Source organism: Corynebacterium kalinowskii (assembly GCF_009734385.1).
In the GTDB taxonomy this organism is placed as follows: Bacteria; Actinomycetota; Actinomycetes; order Mycobacteriales; family Mycobacteriaceae; genus Corynebacterium; species Corynebacterium kalinowskii.
Window position 1 is genome coordinate 1,730,323 of sequence record NZ_CP046452.1, and the last position, 24,907, is coordinate 1,755,229.

Annotated in this window: 29 protein-coding genes; 12 read left to right on the plus strand and 17 right to left on the minus strand. The window is 57.9% G+C overall.

The features are described from left to right. Positions 1-4: 4 nt before the first annotated feature. From metG to rsmI, 3 genes are all read right to left on the minus strand, one after another. Complete coding sequence (gene metG / locus CKALI_RS08205; protein ID WP_156192841.1) at positions 5-1,843, minus strand: methionine--tRNA ligase; 1,839 nt, start codon at positions 1,841-1,843, stop codon at positions 5-7. A gap of 44 nt (positions 1,844-1,887) precedes the next feature. Then, positions 1,888-3,657 carry a BCCT family transporter gene (locus CKALI_RS08210; RefSeq protein WP_156192842.1) on the minus strand — a complete coding sequence of 590 codons (1,770 nt, stop codon included), beginning with the start codon at positions 3,655-3,657 and terminating at the stop codon, positions 1,888-1,890. 173 nt (positions 3,658-3,830) lie between these two features. Further along, a complete protein-coding gene (gene rsmI, locus CKALI_RS08215) occupies positions 3,831-4,673 on the minus strand; it encodes a 16S rRNA (cytidine(1402)-2'-O)-methyltransferase (protein WP_156192843.1) in 843 nt (280 codons plus the stop codon). A 41-nt stretch (positions 4,674-4,714) separates the two neighbouring features. Here rsmI and CKALI_RS08220 point away from each other — a divergent pair, with 41 nt between their 5' ends. Further along, complete coding sequence (locus tag CKALI_RS08220) at positions 4,715-6,292, plus strand: dolichyl-phosphate-mannose--protein mannosyltransferase (protein WP_156192844.1); 1,578 nt, start codon at positions 4,715-4,717, stop codon at positions 6,290-6,292. Here CKALI_RS08220 and CKALI_RS08225 read toward each other — a convergent pair whose 3' ends face one another. From CKALI_RS08225 to CKALI_RS08250, 6 genes are all read right to left on the minus strand, one after another. Continuing rightward, positions 6,293-7,006: a zf-HC2 domain-containing protein gene (locus CKALI_RS08225; protein WP_156192845.1), complete on the minus strand. Its 714-nt coding sequence runs from the start codon at positions 7,004-7,006 to the stop codon at positions 6,293-6,295. After that, positions 7,006-7,407 (minus strand): DoxX family protein, encoded by a 402-nt coding sequence (locus CKALI_RS08230; RefSeq protein WP_156192846.1) that lies wholly within the window; start codon positions 7,405-7,407, stop codon positions 7,006-7,008. Before CKALI_RS08230 ends, CKALI_RS08225 begins: the two co-directional genes overlap by 1 nt. Positions 7,408-7,437: 30 nt before the next feature. After that, positions 7,438-8,544, minus strand: coding sequence for a divisome protein SepX/GlpR (gene sepX, locus CKALI_RS08235; RefSeq protein WP_156192847.1), 1,107 nt, complete (start codon positions 8,542-8,544; stop codon positions 7,438-7,440). A gap of 116 nt (positions 8,545-8,660) precedes the next feature. After that, positions 8,661-9,353, minus strand: coding sequence for a GNAT family N-acetyltransferase (locus tag CKALI_RS08240; protein WP_156192848.1), 693 nt, complete (start codon positions 9,351-9,353; stop codon positions 8,661-8,663). Further along, positions 9,353-10,639: a molybdotransferase-like divisome protein Glp gene (glp, locus tag CKALI_RS08245; protein WP_156192849.1), complete on the minus strand. Its 1,287-nt coding sequence runs from the start codon at positions 10,637-10,639 to the stop codon at positions 9,353-9,355. The genes CKALI_RS08240 and glp overlap by 1 nt, the downstream gene beginning before the upstream one ends. Before the next feature lie 31 nt (positions 10,640-10,670). Further along, positions 10,671-11,582 (minus strand): UTP--glucose-1-phosphate uridylyltransferase, encoded by a 912-nt coding sequence (locus CKALI_RS08250; RefSeq protein ID WP_156192850.1) that lies wholly within the window; start codon positions 11,580-11,582, stop codon positions 10,671-10,673. A 62-nt stretch (positions 11,583-11,644) separates the two neighbouring features. Between CKALI_RS08250 and CKALI_RS08255 the strand changes: the two genes are divergently transcribed. The 3 genes from CKALI_RS08255 (at position 11,645) to mscL (ending at position 13,464) form a co-directional block, all read left to right on the plus strand. Next, positions 11,645-12,250 (plus strand): 5-formyltetrahydrofolate cyclo-ligase, encoded by a 606-nt coding sequence (locus CKALI_RS08255; protein WP_156192851.1) that lies wholly within the window; start codon positions 11,645-11,647, stop codon positions 12,248-12,250. Positions 12,251-12,252: 2 nt separating this feature from the next. Continuing rightward, positions 12,253-12,885: an SAF domain-containing protein gene (locus CKALI_RS08260; protein WP_156192852.1), complete on the plus strand. Its 633-nt coding sequence runs from the start codon at positions 12,253-12,255 to the stop codon at positions 12,883-12,885. Between the two features lie 174 nt (positions 12,886-13,059). Continuing rightward, positions 13,060-13,464, plus strand: a complete 405-nt coding sequence (mscL, locus tag CKALI_RS08265) for a large conductance mechanosensitive channel protein MscL (RefSeq protein ID WP_156192853.1) — start codon at positions 13,060-13,062, stop codon at positions 13,462-13,464. A gap of 61 nt (positions 13,465-13,525) precedes the next feature. Here the strand turns inward: mscL and CKALI_RS08270 are convergent, their stop codons facing one another. The 8 genes from CKALI_RS08270 to CKALI_RS08305 form a co-directional block, all read right to left on the minus strand. Beyond that, complete coding sequence (locus tag CKALI_RS08270) at positions 13,526-13,774, minus strand: hypothetical protein (RefSeq protein WP_156192854.1); 249 nt, start codon at positions 13,772-13,774, stop codon at positions 13,526-13,528. A gap of 25 nt (positions 13,775-13,799) precedes the next feature. Further along, positions 13,800-14,432 (minus strand): MogA/MoaB family molybdenum cofactor biosynthesis protein, encoded by a 633-nt coding sequence (locus CKALI_RS08275; protein WP_156192855.1) that lies wholly within the window; start codon positions 14,430-14,432, stop codon positions 13,800-13,802. Positions 14,433-14,540: 108 nt separating this feature from the next. Next, complete coding sequence (locus tag CKALI_RS08280; protein WP_156192856.1) at positions 14,541-15,971, minus strand: S1C family serine protease; 1,431 nt, start codon at positions 15,969-15,971, stop codon at positions 14,541-14,543. 128 nt (positions 15,972-16,099) lie between these two features. After that, positions 16,100-17,554, minus strand: coding sequence for a sensor histidine kinase (locus CKALI_RS08285; protein ID WP_231580441.1), 1,455 nt, complete (start codon positions 17,552-17,554; stop codon positions 16,100-16,102). Next, positions 17,551-18,246 (minus strand): response regulator transcription factor, encoded by a 696-nt coding sequence (locus CKALI_RS08290; protein ID WP_156192857.1) that lies wholly within the window; start codon positions 18,244-18,246, stop codon positions 17,551-17,553. The genes CKALI_RS08285 and CKALI_RS08290 overlap by 4 nt, the downstream gene beginning before the upstream one ends. A 156-nt stretch (positions 18,247-18,402) precedes the next feature. Then, positions 18,403-18,576, minus strand: coding sequence for a 50S ribosomal protein L32 (gene rpmF / locus CKALI_RS08295; protein ID WP_156192858.1), 174 nt, complete (start codon positions 18,574-18,576; stop codon positions 18,403-18,405). An 18-nt stretch (positions 18,577-18,594) separates the two neighbouring features. Then, the gene (locus tag CKALI_RS08300) at positions 18,595-18,861 is read right to left on the minus strand and encodes a type B 50S ribosomal protein L31 (protein ID WP_156192859.1); all 267 of its coding nucleotides are present in this window, start codon (positions 18,859-18,861) and stop codon (positions 18,595-18,597) included. A gap of 141 nt (positions 18,862-19,002) precedes the next feature. After that, positions 19,003-19,863 carry a CPBP family intramembrane glutamic endopeptidase gene (locus CKALI_RS08305; protein ID WP_156192860.1) on the minus strand — a complete coding sequence of 287 codons (861 nt, stop codon included), beginning with the start codon at positions 19,861-19,863 and terminating at the stop codon, positions 19,003-19,005. A 107-nt stretch (positions 19,864-19,970) separates the two neighbouring features. On the opposite strand from CKALI_RS08305, the gene CKALI_RS08310 reads away from it, so the two are divergent. From CKALI_RS08310 to CKALI_RS08345, 8 genes are all read left to right on the plus strand, one after another. After that, positions 19,971-21,101 carry a sensor histidine kinase gene (locus CKALI_RS08310; protein ID WP_197079668.1) on the plus strand — a complete coding sequence of 377 codons (1,131 nt, stop codon included), beginning with the start codon at positions 19,971-19,973 and terminating at the stop codon, positions 21,099-21,101. After that, entirely contained in the window at positions 21,098-21,697 is a 600-nt protein-coding gene (locus tag CKALI_RS08315; protein ID WP_156192864.1) for a response regulator, read from the plus strand. The genes CKALI_RS08310 and CKALI_RS08315 overlap by 4 nt, the downstream gene beginning before the upstream one ends. Positions 21,698-21,896: 199 nt before the next feature. Next, entirely contained in the window at positions 21,897-22,133 is a 237-nt protein-coding gene (gene rpmB / locus CKALI_RS08320; RefSeq protein ID WP_156192866.1) for a 50S ribosomal protein L28, read from the plus strand. Positions 22,134-22,136: 3 nt separating this feature from the next. After that, positions 22,137-22,301, plus strand: coding sequence for a 50S ribosomal protein L33 (gene rpmG / locus CKALI_RS08325; protein ID WP_156192867.1), 165 nt, complete (start codon positions 22,137-22,139; stop codon positions 22,299-22,301). A gap of 3 nt (positions 22,302-22,304) precedes the next feature. Beyond that, positions 22,305-22,610 carry a 30S ribosomal protein S14 gene (rpsN, locus tag CKALI_RS08330; protein ID WP_156192869.1) on the plus strand — a complete coding sequence of 102 codons (306 nt, stop codon included), beginning with the start codon at positions 22,305-22,307 and terminating at the stop codon, positions 22,608-22,610. Between the two features lie 18 nt (positions 22,611-22,628). After that, positions 22,629-22,877: a 30S ribosomal protein S18 gene (gene rpsR, locus CKALI_RS08335; RefSeq protein ID WP_047239834.1), complete on the plus strand. Its 249-nt coding sequence runs from the start codon at positions 22,629-22,631 to the stop codon at positions 22,875-22,877. 313 nt (positions 22,878-23,190) lie between these two features. Beyond that, positions 23,191-24,024, plus strand: a complete 834-nt coding sequence (locus CKALI_RS08340; RefSeq protein ID WP_156192870.1) for a hypothetical protein — start codon at positions 23,191-23,193, stop codon at positions 24,022-24,024. A gap of 106 nt (positions 24,025-24,130) precedes the next feature. Further along, on the plus strand, positions 24,131-24,898 hold the full coding sequence (locus CKALI_RS08345; protein ID WP_156192872.1) for an electron transfer flavoprotein subunit beta/FixA family protein: 768 nt from the start codon (positions 24,131-24,133) through the stop codon (positions 24,896-24,898). Positions 24,899-24,907 lie beyond the last annotated feature (9 nt).

Consider the following 24,907-nt stretch of genomic DNA (forward strand, 5'->3'; position numbering starts at 1 on the left):
CTACCTACGCTTGAGGCTGAACCGGAGCCCATTCAGGCCCCGTTTGGCCAAGTTCTGGTTCCAGCTTGGCAATGAGTGGCTTCGGCTTTTCCAACGGGGTTCCGGGGACAACTGGGACACGCTCCCACACGGCCTGCTGCGCCGAGTAGTGGCCCATGATCACCGGGTACGTGCGCCCTTCGGCAGGAAGATTCGCGCCCACTGGGGACACTGGCATGTCGTCCTGGACATCCACGATAGACGGGGTTGCCGCCCACACGCCCTCGCGCCCGAGAGTCTCGTGCACCGCCTGTGCGATGTGTGGCAGGTACGGGGTAAGGAGCGTGTTGCAGTCGGAAACGACTTGCAGCGCGGTGTGCAGGACAGTGGCCAGGCGCTCGCGCTGGGATTCGTCCTTTGCCAACTTCCACGGCTCCATCTCGGCGATGTAGGCGTTCGCCTCGCCCACAACGTGCATGGCGTGGGTGATACCGGCTTTGAACCTATTGTGCTCCAGAGCATCGCCGACCACATCAAAGGCGTCGGTGGCCAACTTGAGGATCTTCTCGTCTGCTTCGGTCAGCTCGCCCGGGGTTGGTACTTCGCCGAAGTTCTTGTGCGCCATGGAGACAGTGCGGTTGACCAAGTTGCCCCAGCCGTTAGCTAGCTCGTTGTTCACGCGACGGACGAACTCGTCCCAAGTGAAGTCGGTGTCATTGTTTTCTGGGCCGGCGACAGCGATGAAGTAGCGCAGCGGATCTGGGCCGAACTCTTTGAGGAAGTCCTTGACGTAAATAACGACGCCCTTGGAGGAAGAGAACTTGGAGCCCGACATGGTCAGGTACTCGGAGGAGACCACCTCTGTTGGCAGCTGCAGCTCACCGAGTTCGCCAGCTTCACCAGCGCGGGAGCCCAACCCACGGTAGCCCAGCAATTCCGCAGGCCAAATCTGGGAGTGGAAGGTGATGTTGTCCTTACCCATGAAGTAGAAGGATTCCGCGGTTTCGGCAGTCCACCACTCGCGCCACGCTTCCGGGTTCCCAGATCGGTAGGCCCACTCGATGGAGGCAGACAGGTAACCGACCACGGCATCGAACCACACGTAGAGCTTCTTGGCGTTGTTGTCCTGCCAGCCCTCCAGCGGAATCGGCACACCCCAGTCAATGTCGCGGGTCATGGCGCGTGGACGAATATCCTCAAGCAGGTTAAGAGAGAACTTGAGTACGTTTGGACGCCAGTCCTCGCGCGCCTTGAGCCATTCAGCTAGGGAGTCGGCAATCGCCGGCAAATCCAGCAGGAAGTGCTCGGTTTCGATGAACTTCGGGGTTTCGCCATTGATTTTGGAAATTGGATCAATGAGGTCGGCCGGATCGAGCTGATTGCCACAGTTATCACACTGGTCGCCACGGGCTCCGCCAGCACCACAGATCGGACAAGTGCCTTCGATGTAGCGGTCCGGCAGGGTGCGGCCAGTGGATGGGCTGATGGCGCCCATGGTGGTCTGCTTAACCATGTAGCCGTTGTCATGCAAGCCTCGGAACAGCTCCTGCACCACGGCGTAGTGGTTGCGTGTGGTGGTGCGGGTAAACAGATCGTAGGTCAGGCCCAGGCCAGCCAAGTCTTCCACGATCTGGCGGTTGTACCGATCGGCCAGCTCCTGAACAGTGACACCTTCTTTTTCAGCCTGTACCAGCAGCGGAGTGCCATGCTCGTCGGTGCCCGAGATCATCAACACATCCGCGCCACGCATTCGTTGGAAGCGCGCAAAAACGTCAGATGGAACGCCGAAACCCGCCACATGTCCGATGTGGCGGGGTCCGTTGGCATACGGCCAGGCAACAGCTACGAGCACAGACTTTGTCATGCCCACTACATTACTGGTCACCTAATAGGCACGTACAACAAGGCTTATCGACGCCGCTGCTGCCCAGTCTTCTCCCGGCGTCGCCGCTGACGTCGCAGCATTTCCTTGTGGATCCGGTGCTCGCGTGCGAGTCGGCGCTGGAACTTGGCGTGCTCTTTTCCTTCCAAGTAGAGCGGATCTTCGGACAGCCCCTTGACGATGGCGAACATAAGGGCCACCAGGATGATGAGGAACGGGCTAGCCACGATGATGGTGACGCTTTGCAGGTTTGCCAGGGAGTCCTCTCCCCCAGCGAGCAGCATGGTCAGGCCGATAACGGCGGTGAGCACGCCCCACAATCCCGTAATCCACGGTTTAGCTTCGAGGCGGCCGTTCTGGCTCATCGAGCCCATCACCGTGGAAGCCGAGTCTGCAGAGGTAATGAAGAAGACGGCGAGCAGGATCATGGCCAAGAATCCGGCGATCTGGCCACCTGGCAGTTGGTGAAGCATGTCAAAGAGCATGCGCTTGGAGTCGCCTTCACCCCAGATGGAACGGCCCTGTCGTTCGAAGGTGACCGCGGTGCCACCGAAAATGGCAAACCAGACAACGGTAACTGCGGAAGGAATCAGCATGACGCCAACGATGAACTCGCGAATAGTGCGCCCACGGGAGATGCGAGCGATAAACGTACCGACGAATGGACTCCAGGACATCCACCACACCCAGTAGAAAATGGTCCACCCGCTGAGCCATTCACCGGCAGTACCGTCGGCAGATTCGGCGGTACGAGCGGCCATCTCAAAGAAGGAGCTCAGGTAGTTTCCGATGCTGCCCGGAATCAAGTTGAGGATGGAAACGGTCGGCCCGAACGCGAATACGAAGATGGCGAGCAGCGCGGCAAGCACCATATTCGTGTTTGACAGCAGCTGGATGCCCCGACCGACGCCGGACATGGCCGAGATAAGGAAGGCGAGCGTTAGCACCAAGACGATCATGACCACTGTGCGCTGACTCGGAGATTCGATCACACCACTTGCGGACAGGCCAGCGCTGATCTGCGTGGCGCCAATTCCCAAGGAACAGGCGGTGCCGAACAGCGTGGCGATGATGGCGAGGACGTCGATAAGCTTGCCCAGAACACCTTCGGCGCGGTGCTTGCCGATAAGCGGAATGAATGCCGAGCTCAGCAGTTGCTTATTTCCCATGCGGAAGGTGGCGTATGCCAACGCCAGCCCGACGATGGCGTAAAGCGCCCATGGATGCAGCGTCCAGTGGAACAAGGTGGTGGCAAACGCCGTTCCTACCTCGCGCTCCTGGTGCCCCGGAACTCCAGCGCGGTAGAAAGTCAACGGCTCGGCAGTGCCGAAGAACATGAGGCCAATGCCCATGCCGGCGGCAAACATCATGGCGATCCAGGAGGGCGTAGAAAATTCGGGCTCTTCATCGTCGCGCCCGAGTTTGATCCTGCCGAATTTGGACAGGGCGATCGCGATAGTAAATGCCACGAACACGGTACCGAAAAGGACGAAGGCCCAGCCGAAATTGGTGACCACAAAGCTCAGCCCAGTAGAGGCAAAACTGGCGAGGTCATCCGGGAAAGCTAGACCCCACACGATAGCGAGGACCGCGAAGAGTGCGGCGGAGACAGTCACAGGCCAGTTGATTCCAGCTGACTCGTCTTCGAAGGCGTAGTCGATGTCGGGGTCGAGGACAGATTCGTCGTATGCCTCGTCCCGGTCGATCATCTCAGCCAGGAGGGCAGTCGCGGAGCCGTCAACTTGTTCTGGCTCCGTCGATTCCACGATGTTTACTTTCGATTCAGACGGCGTCATTGTTCCACCATCGAACGGTAGCTATTGGAAACTCAAACGAACCAGCCACCCCAAACAGCAGCAGGAGAAGCTAAACAGTCATTTGTTATCAATTTGTAACTGGCGAAAGCGCAGGGCAATCCACTTATCAATAGAGCAAGCATTACAGAGCTATAACAATTTACTGCTTGCTGCTATTTGTGTGCAATCACTGCGTCGTAAATTTCCTTTTTGGATGCCCCGTACTGAGTCGCCAATTCGGCCGCCACCGCCTTGACTCGCTCACCGGACGCGACGCGTTCCAGCGCCATCTCTACCAAGGAATCCACATCTATCTCTCGGGCTTCTGCTCCTGCAATCACCACGCTAATCTCACCCCGCACGCCTTCAGCAGCCCATTCCGCCAGCTCCGGCAGCGTCCCGCGACGCACTTCTTCAAAGGTTTTGGTGAGTTCCCGGCACACCGCTGCCTTCCGCTCAGGTCCCAGCACCTCAGCGGCGTCGGCAAGCGTGTCCGCAATGCGGTGCGGGGATTCGAAAAAGCACACCGCACGCTCCTCAGTTTTGAGCTTTTCCAGCCACGCCCGGCGCGCACCCTGTTTGCGGGGAGCAAAGCCGTCGAAGGCGAATCGGCTCACCGGCAGCCCCGACAACGCCAAGGCCGTCGGGACAGCGGAGGGCCCAGGGAAACAGGTGACGGGGACCCCGGCATCGTGGGCGGCTTCGACGAGTGGGAAACCCGGATCCGAGACGGACGGCATGCCTGCGTCGGTCACCACGAGCACGCTACCGCTCTGAGCTGCTTCGATGAGTTGCGTGACCCGGCCTTGCTCGTTGTGATCGAAGTTGGAAACCACCTGTCCCCTAATCTCGACCCCGAGCGCCGCAGCGAGGTTGCGAGTGCGACGAGTGTCCTCGGCGGCGATAACATCCGCGTTTTCGAGCGCGTGCACCAAGCGAGGTGAAGCGTCATGGGGGTTGCCGAGCGGAGTGGCAGCGATGATGACGCCACGGGGGAGGTCGGTAAGTGCTTCCATAACCTCCAAGCATTGCACAAAGTCAGTGCACATTACTTAATATGAAACCCGTGGCCCACATCGTTGAAGAAACCAAACCCAGAGTCCGCACGGAGACACTGAACATCCCAGAGCCGACCCGATTCCAATGGACCGGCACCGACACTGTTCAGATGATCGTCATCATGGTGTTGGCATTTGTCTCTCGCTTCATCAAACTCGGGGACGCCACCGACAATGGCACTCCGGTTTTCGACGAAAAGCACTACGTGCCACAGGCCTGGGACATTGTCACCTCCACTGACAACCCGGTGACCGGTGGCATCGAATCTAATCCGGCGTACGGCTTGGTGGTGCACCCACCTTTGGCGAAACAGCTTCTTGCCATGGGCGAAATGGTGTTTGGGTACAGCCCGCTGGGCTGGCGCGTAATGACTGCCCTTTTCTCTACGATCACCGTGCTGCTGATTGTGGCCATCGCGCGCCGACTCAGCCACTCCCCCGCCGTTGCCGCGTTCGCGGGCATCCTAGCGCTTTCCGACGGCGTCATCCTCGTCGCCGGTCGATTCGGCATGCTCGACATCTTCTTGACTGGGTTCGTGGTAGCTGCCACCTACTGCTTCATTCGCGATCACCAGCAAATGCGCCAGCGCATGTACCGGGCTTACATTGACGGCCACGTGTATGTCAGCAAGTACGGCCCCAGGTTTGGTTTCCGTTGGTGGCGGTTTTCCGCTGGCGTATTCCTCGGACTCGCGCTGTCCGTAAAGTGGTCGGGCCTGTACTACATGGCCTTCTATGGCGTCATGACCGTCCTGCTGGACTATCTCCTGCGACGCCAGTACAAAGTGGCCAAGCCCCTGCTCGGTACGCTCCTGCGCGACAGCCTGCCTGCATTTGCCAGCGTGGTCATCCTGCCTGTCGCTTTGTACGCCTGGTCCTGGCGCGCCTGGTTCGCCGGAGAAACCTCGGTCTACCGCCACGCCAAGGAAAACGGAACTCTGACCGATGAGAAGTGGTACTACAACCTTCCCGATTCGGTGGCCAACTGGTTTTACTACCACGACTCCGTACTGAAATTCCATGCCTCGCTCACTAGCTCCAGCGGACACTCCCACCCCTGGGATTCCAAGCCGTGGTCCTGGCTCGTCGCCTCTCGCCCGGTGCTCTACTACTCCCAAACTGGCGAAAGCTGCGAGGGCATGGATAACTGCCGTCGCATGATCTACCTCTTCGGTGCTCCGGCCATCTGGTGGCTGACCGTTCCCGTGGTGCTGTGGGCGTTATGGCGTCTGATCATCCACAAGGATCGTCGCTTCTTCGTGCCACTGGTCGGTTTCGCCGCCAGCTTCGTTCCATGGCTCATCGCCTATGACCGCCAAATGTACTTCTTCTACGCCATTCCACTCGTGCCATTTACCATCGTGATGCTCGCGCTCACGTTGGGTCTCATCGCGAACTCGCAAGCGACGTTCCGAATTCCGGGCATCAAAGAACCGCTAACCCTAGGAAAGTCCATCGTGATCGGCTACCTAGCCCTGGTAATTATCGGCTTCTTCTACTTCAGCCCGATCTATTACGGCACGCTCATGACCGAGGAGCACTACAACTCGATCATGTGGCTGCGCAGCTGGCGCTAGCTAGAAATCGCCCTGTGGGGCAGCCGTCACCGAGCGCACCAGTCGGTCAACGGTGCCCTGCTGGAGGGTGGTGATCCATGCGCTGAGCACGACGACCGCTGTCACCAGCATCAGCCCGATACCGAAGATGTCGCTTGCGGAGGCGAAGCCAAGCACCATATCGCGTACCGCGAAGCCCAGGCTGAACATGAGCAGCGCGCCGAACACTGGGAATAGCCCGGCCGCGCTGTTAGGGCGCCACGCAGCAAAGAAAAGTCCGAAGGCCAGAGCGATGCGGAAGGCTGCGGCGTCGAAAAGCAGACCCGCAAGCACCGGGTCGTCGGAAGATAGCAAGGTTCCCGAAGGCAGTCCGCCGGTGGCAAGCGCCACGACCCCGGTGAGGAGCGCTACCGCCCATGCCACGTAGGTCACGCCCAGCACCGCGAGCAAGACCCGCACGGCGACCCCGCTGAGGGCGATACGGGCAGCTTGTCGACGCCGCACCGGCTCCACTCCCGCCAGGATCTCCGCCGACAGATCAGGGGCCTCCAATTGATCCATGGTGGCGGTGTCTTGGAACGTGAGCATGCGGCTGAGCGCAGTGGCACGCTCAAAGAATTCTTGGCAGTCACTGCAGCCAGACAGGTGGGCATCCACGATGTCATCGTCGACTCCACTGGGTTCCCCATCGAGTCGGGCTGACAGGGCCGCTTGGACTTGCGCGCAGCTGATCATCAGCTCAGCGCCCCGTCAATACTTGCCCGACCCGAGCCGAAGACAACGACGACGAACAGCGCAGCGACGAGGATAGCGGTGAATTCAATCCCACCCTGCGCCACGAAAATGCCGTTTTCCAGGTGGACGAAATACAATGCGGCTGCCATCAGCAGTGCGAGCGCCCCGGCCACCAGCGTGGTGAGCAGTCCGATGACGAGCAGCGCTCCGCCAATCAATTCCGTGGTGCCCACCAAGTAGGCTGAGAGCTTGGGCTGTGGGATACCCAGCGCGCTGAACTGGCCGGTAGTTTCGACCATGCCGGTGATGAAGTATTTGTCCCACCCGTGAGCGATGAAAACAAAGCCCAAGACTGCGCGGAGCAGGAGCAGGGTGATGTCTCTAACGACCGGCTTATCCATGGCACATAGCGTACAACGAAGCCGCCTGGGTTAGCCCACTCGGCGTGGCTCGGACTCGGCGTGGTGGTCCAACTGCGGCTCAAATGCTGCCCGAGTTTCTGGCAGGTCAGCGAAATCAGCGCTATCGTCATCGAGTTCGAGCACAACGGCACCTGGACGTCGAAGTCGAGAAGGCAGGCCTAGCTCCTGGCTTTCCGCGGAGCGGACACCCATGCGTGCGCGACGCATGTGGCGGATACGGCGAGCACGTAAGGCCTGTTCTTGGTGCACCTGTTGGCGAAGTGCAAACAAGTACACAGCGGTGAGGATGACGGCCACGGCAGGGGCGATCCACGCCAGTCCGCCTATGATTGCAGCAACCACGGCGCTGATCAGAACCGCCGCCACCAAAATGAGGAGGGTGCGTTGACGCTGCTTGAAACGTTGGGCGGTGGCTTCGGCGTCAGCTTCTGGGTCGTAGCCACCGCGTCCGCGACGGCGTGCGGCGAACTCTAGGTCTTCGACGGAAAGTTCATCGTCCGCGAAAGACTCCTCAACGTTGTCCTCTTCCGTGTATTCCGGCTCGTACGTCTCTGCCGTCTCATAAGTGGCATCGTCGTGGAGGAAATCAGCCGGAGAAAGGTAGGCATCGTCGTAAGGATAGGTGTCGTACTCTTCGTCATCCTCAAACGCAGACACCGGAACGGCGTCCCCCGGCTCTTGGTCCAGATCTTTGGAGCGCGGCAGTTCTGCCACCACGGCGCCGTCAACGACGTCGTAGGAATCGACTCGAACAGCAGTACCCTGCGGGGCATCGTCCTCACTGATTTCTGCCGTCTTCGGACGCCCAAAACGCCCGAACGCGTGACCGATCCGATCGCCGAGACGAGGAGCATCGGCATCAGTGTCGATCAAGATGTCATCGGGCTCAACATACTCCAGGTCTTCTTCAGTCCCCTCGCTCACGTGCATATCTGCAGGTGTTAGACGTGGACGACGTCGCTGCGCTTGCAGTTCCTCGCCGCCGGCGTGAATCACGCGAGTTTCTTCAAAGGCTTCGTTGGTATGGCGAATCGGTTTGCGGCCACGAAGTGCGATCGGGGTCAGGACAAACAGCCACACCACCACGATCAGAACGATGGGGAGAGTTCCGGACACGTGGGAGCACCCTGCCTTTCACGATAGGTAAATACGTTGAGCTATACCTTTCAGAGGTTAACGAGCTGCTTCCGCACCGCAGTGGTGCCACGCCGTGCAGCCACGTAAGAATGTCCTTAAGCGATAACGCCGTTATCTCGGAGCCGGTCGACACAGCTGCGCTCAAAATCATCTTCGACCTGCGCCATGAAGATGTGATCCTGCCATTGGCCGTCGATATGCAAATTGCGACGTAGCACCCCCTCCTCGACGAAGCCATTTGCCGCCAAGACCACACCTGACGCAGGGTTCGACGGCAAATAGGTAGCCGTGACGCGATGCAGCCCGATTCGCTGAAAAGCAAGGTCGGTACCGAGCGCCACCGCCGCCTTAGCGACGCCCCTTCCCGTCACCTCACTATGAACCCAATAGCCAATCCAGCCCTCGTTGGACACCCCGCGTTGAATATTGCCGAGCGTCAGCTGTCCGACGAACTTCCCCTCCAGTTCGATCACCATAGGCACGATACTGCCTTCCCCGGCACCCATCCGGAGGTACGAGAATGTGCGGTTCCAGGCTTGTCGCGTATGCGCATTTTCCCAGGTGCTCGACACGGTGGGTTCGACTGGCTGGAGAAACTGCTGATTTGCCAGCCTGAGCTGTCGCCAAGCGGCACCATCACTATTTAAGAGCGGGCGGAGGCGGAGGGACGCGCCGTCAGCCAGCGTGACCCCATGAGTACTTTCCGGCCAACCCGGATGGACGGGGTGTCGAGGATCTTCGGCTTCCCGGACCTTAATCCTGGGGAAGCCAAAAAATGGCACAACCATTAGCTGCCCAGGCCGAGGAAGATCACGTCGACGACATCGCCTGGTCGCACCTCTGCCACCGATTCTGGGATGCGGATCAGAGCGTTCGCTTCCGACATACCCGCCAGCAGGTGGGCCGGGGCGCCGGTAGCCCCGCCAAGTCCCTCGACCAAGTAGTCCTGAGTTTCCGCATCGCGCATGAGGCGGGCTCGGACGTAACCGCGACGGCCTTCCTTCGAAGAGATTGGTGCCAGTGCCCTGGCGCGCACATGACGACGTCGTGTGGAACTTTTACCCAATGCTGCGCGAATACAAGGGCGAACAAAAATCTCAAAGCTCACCAGCGCCGAGACCGGGTTGCTGGGCAGAAGGAAAGTCGGGATGCGGGCGTCGCCAAGCAGGCCAAATCCCTGAACCGAACCGGGGTGCATCGCCACGCGAGAGATGTCGAGCTCACCCAGCTCCCCGAGCAGCTCGCGGGCACGCTGCGACGCAGCGCCACCAACCGCTCCGGAAATGACCACGATCTCACTGCGCATGAGCTGGCCTTCAATGATTTCGCGCAGGCGTCGCGGCTCGCCGGCTGCCACACCAACCCGGTGCACCTCGGCATCTGCCTCGCGGGCCGCCGCTGCCAGTGCGTAGGAATTCACGTCATAGACCTGGCCGAGACCCGGCTCGCGATCAATATCCACCAGTTCAGGACCGATGGAGACGATGGACACCCGCGGCTTCGGATACACCAACACTTTGCTTCGCCCGACGGCAGCCAACAAGCCGATATGTGCGGGGCCGAGAATTGACCCAGGGGTCACTGCGACATCGCCCGGCTGAATGTCGTCGCCAACGCGGCGCACAAACTCACCTGATTTCACCGGTCGGTGCGCGATGACCCGTTTGGTACCACGATCGGACCATTCGAGAGGCAAGACGGCATCAGCCAGCGCGGGAAGCGGGGCACCCGTATGTACACGAACTGCCTGCTTGGGCTGCAAACGCAGCGGCTGTTGTGAACCTGCAGCCACTTCCCCCACTACGGGGAGTGACTTTTCCACCACCACCGCTGGCTGCCCCTCGGCATCCTCTGGCGCTGGATTTCGATTGGTCAGGGCGCGAGCGCCACCAACATCTACGGCACGGACGGCGTAGCCATCGATGGCGGCTTGCGGGAACCCTGGAAGGGCACGAGACGCTTGAACTTCCTCCGCACACATCAGGCCATGGGCCTCAGCGATGGCGATGCGGACAGGTTCAGGTGTGATCACCGCTTGGGTGACCATGTCCAGTTGCTGTTCTACGGAGCGCACGCGCGTGAAGTTCCTTCCCCGCCGTTGAGGCTTAGCTGTCGCTTTCGGCGAGCAACTCGGTGATGTAGTGCTTTAGACCCTTGCCATACACCGGGTGCTTCAAACCGAAGTCTACGCAGGCACGAATGTAGCCACCAGGATTTCCGAGGTCGTGGCGAATGCCATCGTGCACCAAGATGTGAACTGGGTGGCCATCCTCGATGAGCAACTCGATGGCGTCGGTCAGCTGCAGTTCGCCGCCCTTACCAGGCTTGATCTTGCGCAGCGCGTCGAAGATCTCGCGGTCGAGGAGGTAACGTCCAGTGGCCACGAAGTTGGAAGGGGCGTCTTCGGCGTCTGGCTTCTCTACCATGCCACGCACCTTCTTCACATGGTCCTCGCCACATTCCTCGATGTCGAAGACACCGTAGTTAGAAACTTCTTCCAGAGGCACCTCAACAGCGCAGAGCACGCTGCCACCGAATTGTGCGCGTACCTCTGCCATCTTCTCCATCGCGCCAGTAGGCAGGACAAGATCGTCGGGAAGCATGACAGCTACGACATCTTCGTCCTCATCTAGTACAGCTTCCGCAAGTCCCACCGCGTGACCTAGGCCCAACGGACGTTCCTGCTCTACCGCCACTGCCTTGATCAGCTCAGGGGCGCGACGCACTTTAGCCAGCTGTTCTTCCTTGCCGCGTTCGCTCAGCGTCTCTTCAAGCTCTGGATACGGATCGAAATGAGCCATGACGCCCTGCTTCTTCGGAGCGGTGATGATAGCAAGACGGGTTGCACCCAAGCTTGCGGCCTCTTCGGCGATCATCTCGATACCAGGGGTGTCTACCACCGGCAACAGCTCTTTTGGCACCGTCTTGGTAGCAGGCAGAAAACGGGTGCCCATGCCCGCTGCAGGAACAATCACTGTCTTCACTGCATACTTATGCTCTTGGATGGGAAGGGTCATAATCCCAAAGAATACCTGTCCGCCTTCTGTTTCCGGGCAACGACTCGGCTAGTGTGGCAGGTATGACACAGCCTGCCAGTAAGCAGGAGCTGCGCAGGCGACTTCTCGACGCCCGCCGGTCGCAGTCACCTGCCACCCGTTCGACCGAAAACGCAGGTCTTCGCACACATGTGGCCACTTTTCTCCATAAACGTGGTGCTCACCGCGTCGCCGCTTATATGCCAGTAGATACCGAGCCTGGCGGTATCGATTTCGCCCTATTCCTCCATGCACTTGGATTTGAGGTCATCATCCCGGTGTCCAACCCCGACTTCAGCATGAGCTGGGTCGAGTACTCGGAAAACCTGGCGTTTCGGCCTGGAGCTTTTGGAATTGCGGAGCCGGACGGCCCCTTGTTGCCCGGCCACCCTTTGGACAGCGTTGACATCATCATTGTTCCTGCTCTGGCCGCCGATCGTGATGGATATCGGCTGGGCAAGGGCGGTGGCTACTATGATCGAGCGCTCGCAACGCTTGCCGCCCCAGTGACCGTATCGCTGTTGTTCAGCCACGAGCTCTTAGACTCAGTCCCCCATGAGCCTCACGACGCACCGATGTCTGCGATCATCACCCCGCAAGAAATTTTCTGTGTGACGGAACCTTTTCAAGGCGCGCGTCAGTCTAACTAAGTGTGGACACTTTTATTCAACGCATTCCGCTTTCCCTGCGCGCGCCGAGTTGGCGCCGCACCCAATTCGCGCGCCGTCTCCTCGCCATCGTGCTATTCGTCATTGCCGCAGCACTATTTGTCGGCGAGCGACTCGGAGCCACGCATCGCTACGTAGTGGTCACCGCAGAGCTTGTCCCCGGCTCGATCATCAAGGCTGAGCACCTCGCATCCACTTCGCTGCCCCAAAAGCTCGAGTTCTCTTCCGGTGTTCTGGTGCCCGAGGATGCAGTTGGCCGAGTGGTAGCAACTCCACTCCGTCCAGGAGACTTCCTCCAGGAACACCACTTACTGGGCCCCGAGCTCAGCGCCGCATTCGGTGCTGGTGCTGACACCTTGGTACCGATCAAGCTGGTAGACCCAGCTGCGGCCGAACTCGCTATCCCAGGCGCACAGGTGTCGGTTGTCTCTGCCCCTTCTAGCGCAGAGGCCACAACTATCGCCGAAGGCGCGAGAGTTATATTCGGAACCGCCCGAAAGACAGATAGTACGGAAGCTGGAACCGTATTGCTTGCCATGGATAAGCCCAGTGCAGAGCGGGTTGCCGCAGCGTCATTAGGAACTGCGCTGACCGTCGTCCTGACACCCTTGGCGTGACTTATCCCACTCCTAATGCCCGAATCTGTGAACATTACAGTTAATGCTCGGTCGTTCTATTGCCATTCCCTCACTAATATCGGATACAGTTGCTTCGTCATGCAAATCAATGGCAGGTGCCATAGGGTTTGCAACGTAAAACTTTTCAATACCTTAAATTAGAGGAGCAAATTCATGCTTAAGGGCTTTAAAGACTTCCTGATGCGCGGCAATGTTGTCGATCTTGCTGTCGCCGTTGTTATCGGTACCGCGTTCACCGCCATTGTGACCGCCTTCACCACAAACATCATCAACCCACTCATCGCTGCGCTGGGCGGCGCAGAGGTAAAGGGCCTCGGCTTCTATGTCGTCTCCGGCAACGAAAACACCTTCGTTGACTTCGGCGCCATCATCACCGCCGCTCTGAACTTCCTCATCATTGCTGCAGTGGTTTACTTCATCCTGGTTGCTCCGATGAATAAGCTCAAGGAAATCCAGGCTGCTCGCATGGGCGCAAACGAGGACGATGAGACCCCTGCTTCCATCGAAGCTGAGCTCCTCGAGGAGATCCGCGACCTGCTGAAGTCCCGCAACGTCTAAGCTTTCCTAAACGTCAACCCGGTACCAGTAGGTACCGGGTTGTTGTGTTTTCACTAGATATTTAGCCGGAATGAGGAGGGCGCTGGTCCTTCCAGAATTCCTCATCGAGTTCACCGTTGTCTGGTGTGTCGTCTGCCTCGGAATCATCGAGTACCACGATAAAGTCGTCGCTCGCGCGGGGGTCGCTCACATCCGCAGCGTCGGCGAACAGCTCAGCAGCTTCTGGACTATCCCATGAACGATCAATGTCTTCCGCATCCGACGGGCGAACGGCCCGTCGTCGTCTGCGCGGTCCGGAGCTTTCTTCCATTGAGTTCCTTCTAGGTTGTCCGTGCTTAGTCCACGGAGACGGTCTGGAGTTGGTCAATCACGAAGTGAACCAGCGGACCTAAAGTAGCCATGCCATCACGCACTGCAGCGCGAGAAGCAGCCATGTTAACGATTACCGTCGAACCGGACACACCTGCCACCCCACGGGAAGTCACGGCATCGATAGCGCCACAAGCAAGACCAGAGGCTCGCAGTGCTTGCGAAATGCCAGGAAGCAACTGATCCAAAACTGCACGAGTAGCATCTGGCGTCCTGTCACGAGGGCCGACACCCACACCACCCACGGTCAAGACGAGGTCCACTCCGCCCACGACTCCAGTTTCGATAGCTTTCCGAATGGTTGCTTTCTTCGCGCGAACCTCCACCACAGCATCAACAGCGAAACCATCCTCGGCAAGCAATTCGGCGACCAAACGATCAGCGTCCTCTCCCGTGCACAGGGAATGATCCGCCACCAGAACCACGAGGGCGCGACGTGGCGCCGAAGCCTTTAGCGCCTCGTTTTCCTGCGCGATTAGGAAGTCTGCATCGGGCTCATCGACGCCATCTAACAGAGCAGTGCTGAGACCGGTGTCAGGGATTACGTCCCTTTCAATGAGATCGTCGGTGAATTCCCCCGAGGTCGCCTGGCTTGGCATAGTGTTCGTGTCCTTTACAAGTGAAGTTTTGTGGGCGCTACTAGTTAAATTCTCTTATTCGAAGAATAAACCGACGCAACTAGAAAAGATACCGAAAGGGCTGGTTTGTTACTCCGAAGGCAAGGTGACCTCTACCGTTCGAGTTTGCTTCGAGTTCGGATTAGTAACCTCCAACTTGATCGTCTCACCAAAGTCGTGCGAACGCACAGCGGCGATGAGAGCATCAGCATTGTCGATAAGCCGATCGTTGACCTTAGTAATCAGATCTCCTTCAGAAATACCCGCCTTACCAGCAGGCCCCTGGGCATCTACTCCCGCAATCAACGCACCGCGATAGTTGGAGTTTTGTGATACCTTCACGCCGATCATTGGCTGCTTGACCTGGCCGCCCTTGACCAATTGGTCTGCGATCCGCTTCGCCTGATTGGCAGGAATTGCAAAGCCCAAACCAATGGAACCGGACTGCTCGCCACTGCCCTGACTCATCGAGGCAATAACAGAGTTCATACCAATCAAGTTGCCCTCCATGTCCACGAGCGGGCCACCCGAATTACCGGGGTTGATGGCGGCGTCGGTTTGGATGGCGTCGATAAGCGAGCTTTCGCCGCCGTTACCACCTGAGGCGCGTACTGGTCGGTTGAGCGCGGACACGATGCCCGAAGTAACGGTCGCAGACAACCCCAAAGGCGAACCGATGGCGACAACTTCCTGGCCAACGGTCACTTCATCAGAATTACCGAAGGACAGCGTCGGCAAGCCGGAGACATCTCTGATCTTGATTACTGCAATGTCGGTGCTCGCATCGCCGGCGATGAGATCCGCCGGGTGAACTGACCCATCGTTGAGATTGACCTCAATCGCACCCCCCTGCTTAGCGTCACCTACGACGTGATTGTTGGTCAGTACGAGCCCATCCGAGGAAATGATCGAGCCCGAGCCTTCACCAAATCCATTGCGGGTAGAGACCTGGATGGACACAACCGCAGGTAGGACCCGATGCGCCACTTCTTCAACGGAACCCGGCTGTGCGGTGCTCGCGCGAGACACTGAATCCTGCTGCAGAGAGCTGTACACGGTACCGCTTGGCGACGCCTGGTTGAGCGCAACCGCAGTGATTACACCGGTACCCACTGACGCCGCAAGCATCAGCGCCAATGCAGCGCCCAGCCCCACCTTGCGACCCTCCTTCTTCGGTGCCGCAAAGTGCTGAGGTTCCTGGGCTTGGCCGATAGCTGGCTCGGCTTGCTGTGTCTGTAAGTTTCCGGTCCCCGTGTCTGGTTCCCATTGAGAGAACTGCGTGGTATTTGCGCTTTGCGGGGTCGCATTGCCGAGCGGAGCTTCAGGCGATTGTGGGGCTGAAGTGTTCGGCGCATTCTCCGAACCGGCCGGCCCCCACTGTGTGTACTGCTGCGTGTGTTGCGGCGATTGTGGGTTATTTCCACCGCTTAGTTGTGCGTAGGGGTTTCGTGGAGCGTCGCCGCTAGCCGTCGCATCAAGTGGCTGGCCATCGTTCGGATAGGACCCAGAATTATTGTTCATGTGACTATTGAACCTTTCTCCACTGTTGAAGCTCTGAAACCGCTCCAGCACTTAACTGAACACTTACTGTACGTTAGCTGAACCAAAAAAGTCCCCGCCAGCACTACTGCACTGGGGGAACTTGAGTTCTATCGGGACGCGATCCGAGCAGAAGCTTGACCGGCTTCCGGGGTGGAACCACCCGGGAGAGTGATCTGCATCAAGGTGCCACCGTCGTCGGAATCCCGCACCTCAATGGTGCCATTGTGGCGCTCGATCACCTGCTTCACAATCGACAGGCCGAGCCCGGAACCCGGCATCGAACGAGCTTGAACCGAGCGGTAGAAGCGCTCGAAGACTTTCGAACGTTCGTCGTTTGGAATTCCTGGGCCAGAGTCCGCGACCTTGACATGGATCGAATGCTCGTTGATAGGTTCCATCGAGAGCCGGACGACCCCATTCGGTGGCGACCACTTAGCTGCGTTGTCCATCAGGTTGACGGTGGCACGGCCTAGCGCAAAGGAATCACCCTTGAGGAACCACTCGGCGCGTTCGAAAGTGAATTGTACGTCAGGGCGTCGGCGACGCACTCGCTCTAGAGAGCTCGCCATGGTGTCTTCGAGATCAACAAGTTCCATCTCGCCTTGCTTTGCATCCTCGCGGGCGAGGTCGACCAGGTCACCGATCAAGGTAGACAGCTCATCGATCTGTGCGATCACGTCCTTTTCCAGGTCATGTAAGTCCGCAGAGGAGAAGTTCGGGGTCGGCGACTTGCTCACCATCATGAGCAGTTCGATGTTGGTGCGTAGCGATGTCAACGGAGTCTTCAGCTCATGTCCTGCATCTGCGACAAGCTCAGTTTGGCGCCTTCTCGACGCATCGAGCGACTCCAGCATGTCATTGAAGCTTCGAGTTAGTTGCGCCAGTTCGTCTCGACCATGAACCTCAATCGGCTCCAGGGAGTCCGTAGCAGTCACATGCTCGACTGCGCGTTGCAGCCGAGTCACGGGACGCAGACCAGTAGTCGAAACAACCATGCCGGCTGCAATAGCCATCAATGTACCCAGTCCGGCGATAATGAGGAGCACCATGCCGAGGGAACTGACCAACGTGTAGGTCGGGCCGAGGTCTTGCGAGAGAACAACGGTTGAACCGGCCGGATTATTCATGGCAATGACGCGCTCATCACCCTGATTTCGCAGGGTCATGCTGGTCTCGCCACGAATTACTTGGCCTTCAACAACGAGGACGATGTCATCACCGATTCCCTGCGCGGCACCAGGAGGGAAAAATTGGATCTGAATGTCTGGATTGTAGTTTTTGAACACCGCCAGTTCGCGATGGATTTCTTTTTGAAACTCCGGGTCTTCGCTCCTCGTGAGCACCGACTGCGCGGTCGTCGTGAGGTTGCTGTCGACTGTGCGGTTGAGGGATGTAGACACCGTCCAATAGGCAACGATAGTCATGACACTCACCGCGGCAGCAACCATTACCGCAGTGACGATCGCCAACTGCCAGCGCAATGGAGCTTTGCTCCAGGAACTGCGCTGCCAATTGTCCCTAGGTAGCGGCACGTCCTCCGCCGCTGGATTCGTGAGAATCACTGCGCATTCTCACGCAATACATATCCGACGCCACGAGCAGTGTGGATCAGACGGGATTCTCCTTCCGCCTCGGTCTTGCGACGCAAATACCCAATGTAAACTTCCAGGGCATTACCGGACGTTGGGAAATCGTAACCCCACACTTCTTCCAAGATCAGGGTGCGACTCAGCACCCGACGAGGGTTCGACAACAGCAACTCAAGCAATGCAAACTCGGTGCGAGTCAGGCTGATTTGACGCTCACCACGGTAGACCTCGCGGGTCTCGGTGTTGAGACGTAGATCTTCGAAAACAAGCTCTGCGCTCTGCTCTTCTGCGCCGTTAGACTCATTGAAAGAGCGACGTAGCAGCGAACGAACTCGAGCCAGGAGCTCCTCAAGGGCGAATGGTTTCGGGAGGTAGTCGTCAGCACCCGCATCCAGGCCAGCAACTCGGTCCGAGACACCATCACGAGCAGTCAAGACGAGGATTGGCCGATTGTCGCCACCGCTACGGAGCGTGCGGCACACTTCAAGTCCGTCCAGAATGGGCATCATCACGTCGAGGATGACCAGATCTGGTTGCTCTTTATGGATCATTTCGAGTGCAGCAGCGCCATTGTCGGCCAAGTGCACCTCGTATCCATTGAAGGAGAGGGAGCGACGCAGGGACTCGCGAACGGCCTGTTCGTCATCGACAACAAGGAGTTTCATGGGGTTATTCGCCTGACTAGATAAATGAGATGGTCCGAATACTCGGTTTTGTCTGTATATTCTAAAGCATCAACATAAGTAAAAGCCGACCCAATCCTTAAAAGTGTTATCAGGATTGAATCGGCTTTAAATTTTTAGCCAGAATTCGCTAAAAGCTTAGAACTGCTCTACGTCTACAAGACCGAGCTGAGCTGCCTTGACCAGGCGACGTGGGATCTGAACCTCACGGCCATCGATCTTGACGGTCTGGAGGGCGACATTGTCAGCCTTCCACTGGGAACGACGTGCGTGGGTGTTTGCACGCGACATACGACGCTTTGGAACTGCCATTTTGTTTTCCCTCCTTCTTTACTTGGTCTTCTTACGGCGCGCGAGTGCACCGTAACGCTGGTTGAACTTCTCGACGCGGCCAGCGGTGTCCATGACACGCTGCGCACCGGTCCAGAATGGGTGAGATTCGCTGGTGACGTCAACGACGATGAGTGGGTACTCGTTGCCGTCTTCCCACTCGATGGTGCGCTCGCCCTTGGCGGTGGACTTGGTCAGGAACTTAAAGCCCGTACCTGCGTCCTGGAATACCACTGGGTGGTAATCCGGGTGGATATCCTTCTTCATATTTTTATTCCCTCAGGATTGAACTTCAGGTCGCTTCTGCATGGCCATTATTTAAGGCGGCCACCGATCGTGCCTGAGTTGGGATTGTCAAAGTACAGCTGACAAAAGTCAGCACCGCAAAGACTATACACCCTGCTGAAGTCAGGAAGAAATTACATTTGCTTGCCGACGACGCTTCCCGAATTTCAACAGTCCCACAGCCACCACGAGGTACCCCGTTCCGATCACTACCCAGTCAATGGCGACCATACTGGACGGCATCACAAACGCAGAAAGTACCGTGCCCACGTGAAATCCGCCGTGGATTCCTGCAGCCTGCCAGAAGTTTCCTGTCTGCATGACCAGCGTTCCCGCGAGCAATCCGAAGCCGAGCGGCAGCATCAGATAAAGGAAGCGATCGAGTGTGCTTTGCTGTCCGCCATTGGAAATGAGGTGAATGACGGTGAATACGGCCGTCGTGAAGGCAAGTGTAACTTTCGGCCGCTGTGGCAACAGCTGAAACAGCCAGCCGCGAAACAGCAGCTCTTCTGGAATCCCCTGCAAGAAAAAGGCTCGCCCCAGAATGAAGACGGTGAATGTCAACCAGGTCGCTTCACCTAGTTGCGATCCATCGATAACTTCGCGCGGTGCATTCGGAAACAAAGACGTGGAAAGCGCTCGCGTTGCGACGACAATTGCCGCGCTCAGCAGCGTGCCAACGGCGAGCCCACTTGCCCACTTCCGGTGGAAACGCATTCCCGTGATGCTGAATGGGCGGCGCTCAACCAGCTTGATCCACGTTGCGACGGCAGCCCACACCAGCAGGAACACAATAATGAAGATTGCCGACACAGCCCACAATTGTTGATAGTGGCTGAGATTATCGCTGGGCACCACCTTGTAGACGATCGCGCCGGCGGCGATATTCGCGCCAAATAGGATGCCCACTGCCACGATGCTGCGCAAGGCCAGCCCCCACCAGGTGGGTGGCACCAAGGGCTTAGGAAGAGATGGTGTAGTCATGCTTTTAGTCTCTGACGGCTTCCCCCTGACGGCCACGCCCTCCAGTCATGACAACCCATGACCGTGGTCATGAGTTTTTGCACTGCCTGCTACCTACACTCGAAGGTATGGCTGGTCGTTCCTTCCGCAACAGCGTCATTGACCCCAAACTTTTCGACGCTTTTTTCTACATCACCATTGCCCTTTATCTACGCGTCTTTGGATATGTCGAGGACACCCTCGGATGGGTCCTTTCTGTTAGCACTCTCGCGGTGATGATTGTGACGTGGCACCGCTGGAAGCGTGCGCCACAATCGTCGCCGGTGACGGCTGTCTTTTTCACCCTGGCATCCACGGTGGGCTTCATCCTCATTGGCAATTTGCTCGGGATGGCGATGTTGTGGCTAGCGTTGACCCAGCTGATCTTCAGTGTGAATAGCCGGTGGGCATGGGGATACCTTTTCCTTCTATCCGCCTCGACCTTTGTGTTGCACGCCGTTGTGGGCGGAAATGTGATCCGCGGGGTGTGGGAAGCAACTGCGATGGCACTTCTCATGGCGTGTGGCCTCAATTTCGCATTGCTGCTCAAAGGTGCGGTGCAGTTAGACGAGGAACGAGCAAACGCATACGCCAAACTGCAGCACCAGCTGGAACAAAGCCAAGACTTGGCTATCAATGAAGAACGCGCGCGCATCGCGAGCACCTTGCATGATGGCCTTGGACATAAGCTCACTGCGGTGTGCATGAGCTTGGATTACGTAGCTAAGACGATGTCTACGCGCCCGGAGCGGGCTCTAGAGGAAACTCGTATCGCCCGCGATCTCACCTCCGAGGCCATCGATGACATGCGAAAAGTGGTACGCGCGATGAACCCAATCGCCATCGACAACAACCCGCTTACTACTATCCGCACGCTTGCGGACTCCTTTTCCACCACGAGTTTGAAGGTGAGCTTTGAATCTGACGTTGAGGCTCTCTCAGAAGAGCAGGCTCTCCTGGCGCTCCGGTTCGCACAGGAAGCACTAACGAATGTGGTGCGCCACTCCGATGCCACTGAGATCCACATGAGCCTGCGCTCGGGCTCCCCCATCGAGTTCCGAATCCGAGATAACGGCCATGTGGTTGGTGACATTTCGCCAGGGTTCGGTCTTCGATCGTTAAGAGACCGCGCCGCTGAGCTCGGTGCGTCGCTCGCCTTCGACACTTCGAGCGGCTTCACCCTATCGCTCACTTTGCCGCAGGTAGAGGTAGTGGCATGATTCGCATCGTTCTCGTAGACGACCATGAGCTCCTGCTCCGTGGCATGCAGCTCATGTTTGAAGAGGTGCCCGATATCGAGGTCGTCGGTGCCGCCCACAACGGTAACCAGGCTCTCGCCGTCATCAACTCGATTCAGCCTGATGTCGTGGTCACCGATGCTCGTATGCCCGAGCTTGACGGGCTCGGCCTGGTTCGCAGCTGCCGAGATCGCCACCCAGGGATCCAGTTGCTTGTTCTGACTACCTTCGAGGATGCCCGAGCCGTCTCGCAGCTTATCGACGCGGGTGCTTCCGGATACCTGTTGAAAGATGTCGAGCTCGACAAACTTGTGGAAGCCATCAAGGCAGTTGCTGACGGCGGTTTGGTGCTCGACCCTCGGGTCGCACGCTTCGCACGCCATGATGAGCTCTCCATTCTCACTCCTGCGGAATCTCGAGTGGCCAGACTGGTTGCGCTCGGAATGAACAATCGCGAGATCGCCGCTAAACTCTTCCTTGCTGAGGGAACTGTGAAGAATCACGTTTCTCAATTGTTGCGAAAATTCGACGTTTCGGATCGAACTCAATTGGCTCTGAAACTCGCTCGGGCGATGTGATTGTGACTGGTGTGGCGTCGATAAGCGTGCTCGACTAGGCAATTAGGTTTTTTATCCTGCAAGCGGTAAGGTTTCCCCTTGCTGTTGTCGAAATATTCGTTTTCGCCCTCCTCAGCCGACTCAAGTGCGCCCCTAACCTGTTAGTTAGGCGCGGCGCCTTTCGTCTAGTTGCAGGTGGGCGGCTAGGAGAAAGAAAGTTATGTCGGCTATTTGCCAGGTAACGGGACGGAAGCCAAGTTTTGGCAAGACCGTTTCCCACTCGCACCGACGCACGTCTCGCCGTTGGAACCCCAACGTGCAGCGTCGTAAGTTTTTCGTGCCGTCCTTGGGACGCACCATCACCCTGACCGTATCCACCAAGGGCCTGAAGGTCATCGACCGCGACGGCATCGAGTCCGTCGTCGCTCAGATCCGCGCACGTGGGGAGAAGATCTAACCCATGGCACGTAATGACATTCGTCCAATCATCAAGCTGAAGTCTACGGCTGGCACCGGTTACACCTACGTCACCCGTAAGAACAAGCGCAACAACCCGGACCGTATGACCATGAAGAAGTACGATCCGATCGTCCGCAAGCACGTCGAATTCCGCGAGGAGCGATAATCTATGGCTAAGAAGTCTAAGATCGCCAAGAACGAGCAGCGCAAGGAAATCGTCGCCCGCTACGCGGAGCGTCGCGCTGAGCTCAAGGCTATTATCAAGAACCCTAATTCCACTGACGAAGAGCGTCTCGACGCCCAGTTCGAGTTGAACCGTCAGCCACGTGACGCTTCCCCAGCACGCGTTCGCAACCGCGACGCAGCTGATGGCCGTCCACGCGGCTTCCTTCGTAAGTTCGGTCTGTCCCGTGTCCGCATGCGCGAAATGGCTCACCGCGGTGAGCTGCCGGGCGTCCGTAAGTCCAGCTGGTAATAGGGAGATTTGCCTACAATGAAGCGCACTAACATGAAGAAGGCGCGGATCGAGCAGTCCCGCCGCCCAAAGAAGAACCCACTCAAGGCAGCTGGCGTTGAGAAGGTCGACTACAAGGACATCAACACCCTTCGCCTTTTCATCTCCGACCGCCACAAGATCCGCTCTCGTCGCGTCACGGGCTTGACCCCTCAGCAGCAGCGCCAGGTCGCTACCGCTGTGAAGAACGCCCGCGAGATGGCTCTCCTGCCGTTCACCAGCCGTTAAGTCGACTGAGTCAACGCTAAAACGCTCTGCCACTGGTTAGATTCGGTGGCTAATCGATAACACAGCGAGCTTGTGCCGCTGACCATCGTGACACGGCACAACTTTTGAAAGAGGCCCTTGGTTTTTACCGAGGGCCTCTTTTTTGTTTGTTGCTGGAGCCCGTCATCTCACAGACTGGCTATCCCTCGAGATCGAGGCAGCATTGGACATCGGACGCCACTTTGCCGCAACCACAATGCTTTTCAACGAGCATAGAAGTAGTCTCAAACTAGAGTAAAACGAGGTAGCGTCTCCTAGGGCAGTAGGAACAGCAATGAACGTAAAAAGCCGGTGGCTAGTGGCAGGCACCGAGGAATCCAGTCCGTGGGATTGGGCAATTTTGGGGCTTTTGGTCGCCTTGTGGCTGAACTTGATGTTGTTCCCGCCTGCCGACCCGGATCACTTCTCACTTCGCCCTAATTATTGGACGATCCACTCAGAGCCTTTTGCCTGGGTAACAGCTGCGCTTCTTCTTGCGACTTTAGGACTGTCATTCTGGCTCAGCCGAAGAAATGTGAGCTGGGGAATGGCAGTATTCGCAGTGGTTCTTAACTTGCTGGGGCTTCTGACCACGGCCATTGTTTCTGTCCCCACCTACGTGATCCCGGGACTTCATGACATTGGGCTCGATTTAGTCTCGGTGGGCGTCGTTATTGCAGCGCTGCTCTACGGTCCCCGGTATGCGGTCTGCACCACCCTAGCCGTCTCTTTCGTTTTACTTCCCATCGATCCGCCTTCTGCAGCCCTCGCCTCCGGTGTCGGCATCAGCGGGTGGTGTTTCGGCAAGCTGCGTCAAATCGGCGGAATGGACAGCTATCTCAACTCGATGCTGGGCGGTTTGATCGTTGGCCTATTTAGCCTGTTCCACATGGTGGGTGTCTACACGTTCGTCTTCAATCAGGATCAACTCGAAGGCGTCTCCCCTACTGTGCGACTACTCGATCAATTCCGCAGGTATGGCATCGGCATTTTCACAGGCGAAGGCCATTCCTATCTCGTATCGGGCGTTGTTGAAGGGTTGCTCGCCTACTGGATCGCCATCACTTTGCTCTACCGCCGTGTCCACGGCGAACAACCTCCGGAGGTCCAAGAAATCCCCCAAAACTAACAATTCCCGAAAAACGTTGCCTAGATCACATCGCATCCGCTAAATTGGTTAATGACCATTAACTGAAACACCCGCACCCTCGAACGACCTGCGGAAAGGATGCATTGTGAAGATCGTCGTGCTCGTAAAGGAAGTCCCTGACACCTACGGTGAACGCCACCTCAGCCCAGAAACGGGTCTGACCGATCGCGAAAATGCCGACAACGTCCTTGATGAGATCTGTGAGCGCGCCATCGAGGCAGCGCTGGGTCTTAAACGGGATGGCGACGAGGTTCACCTCCTCGCCATGGCCCCTGCCAGCGCCGAAAAGAGCATCCGCAAAGGTCTGGCCATGGGCGCAGATGAAGCCGTGCATATCGCAGATGAAAATCTGAAGGGCGCAGATCTCACGCTCACTGCGGAGGTGCTGGCCAAGGCCGTCGAAAAGCAGGGCTATGACCTGGTCGTGGCGGGCAACCTTTCCACGGACGGCAACGCCGGCGTACTCCCGACGATGATCGCGGAGCACCTGGGATGGCCCTACTTGACCCAGCTCACGGAGCTGAGCCTGGATCAGACTGCGAAAGGCAAGCGTTCCACGGAGGACGCGACCCAGGAGGTCGAAGCCGAGCTTCCCGTGGTTGTCTCCCTTACCGAGTCCTTTCCTGATCCGCGCTACCCGAACTTCAAGGGAATTATGGCTGCGAAGAAGAAGCCACTCACCACGCTGACCTGCACAGATCTCGGCGTAGACCCCGAGGATTTCTCCCACCCGCGCCTGATTATGACCGAGGCGTCCCAACGCCCACCGCGCGAAGCAGGCACGAAGATTACCGATGACGGTACCGCTGCCGCACAGCTCGCCGATTTCCTCGCCGCCAATTCCCTCATTTAAGGAGCCTGC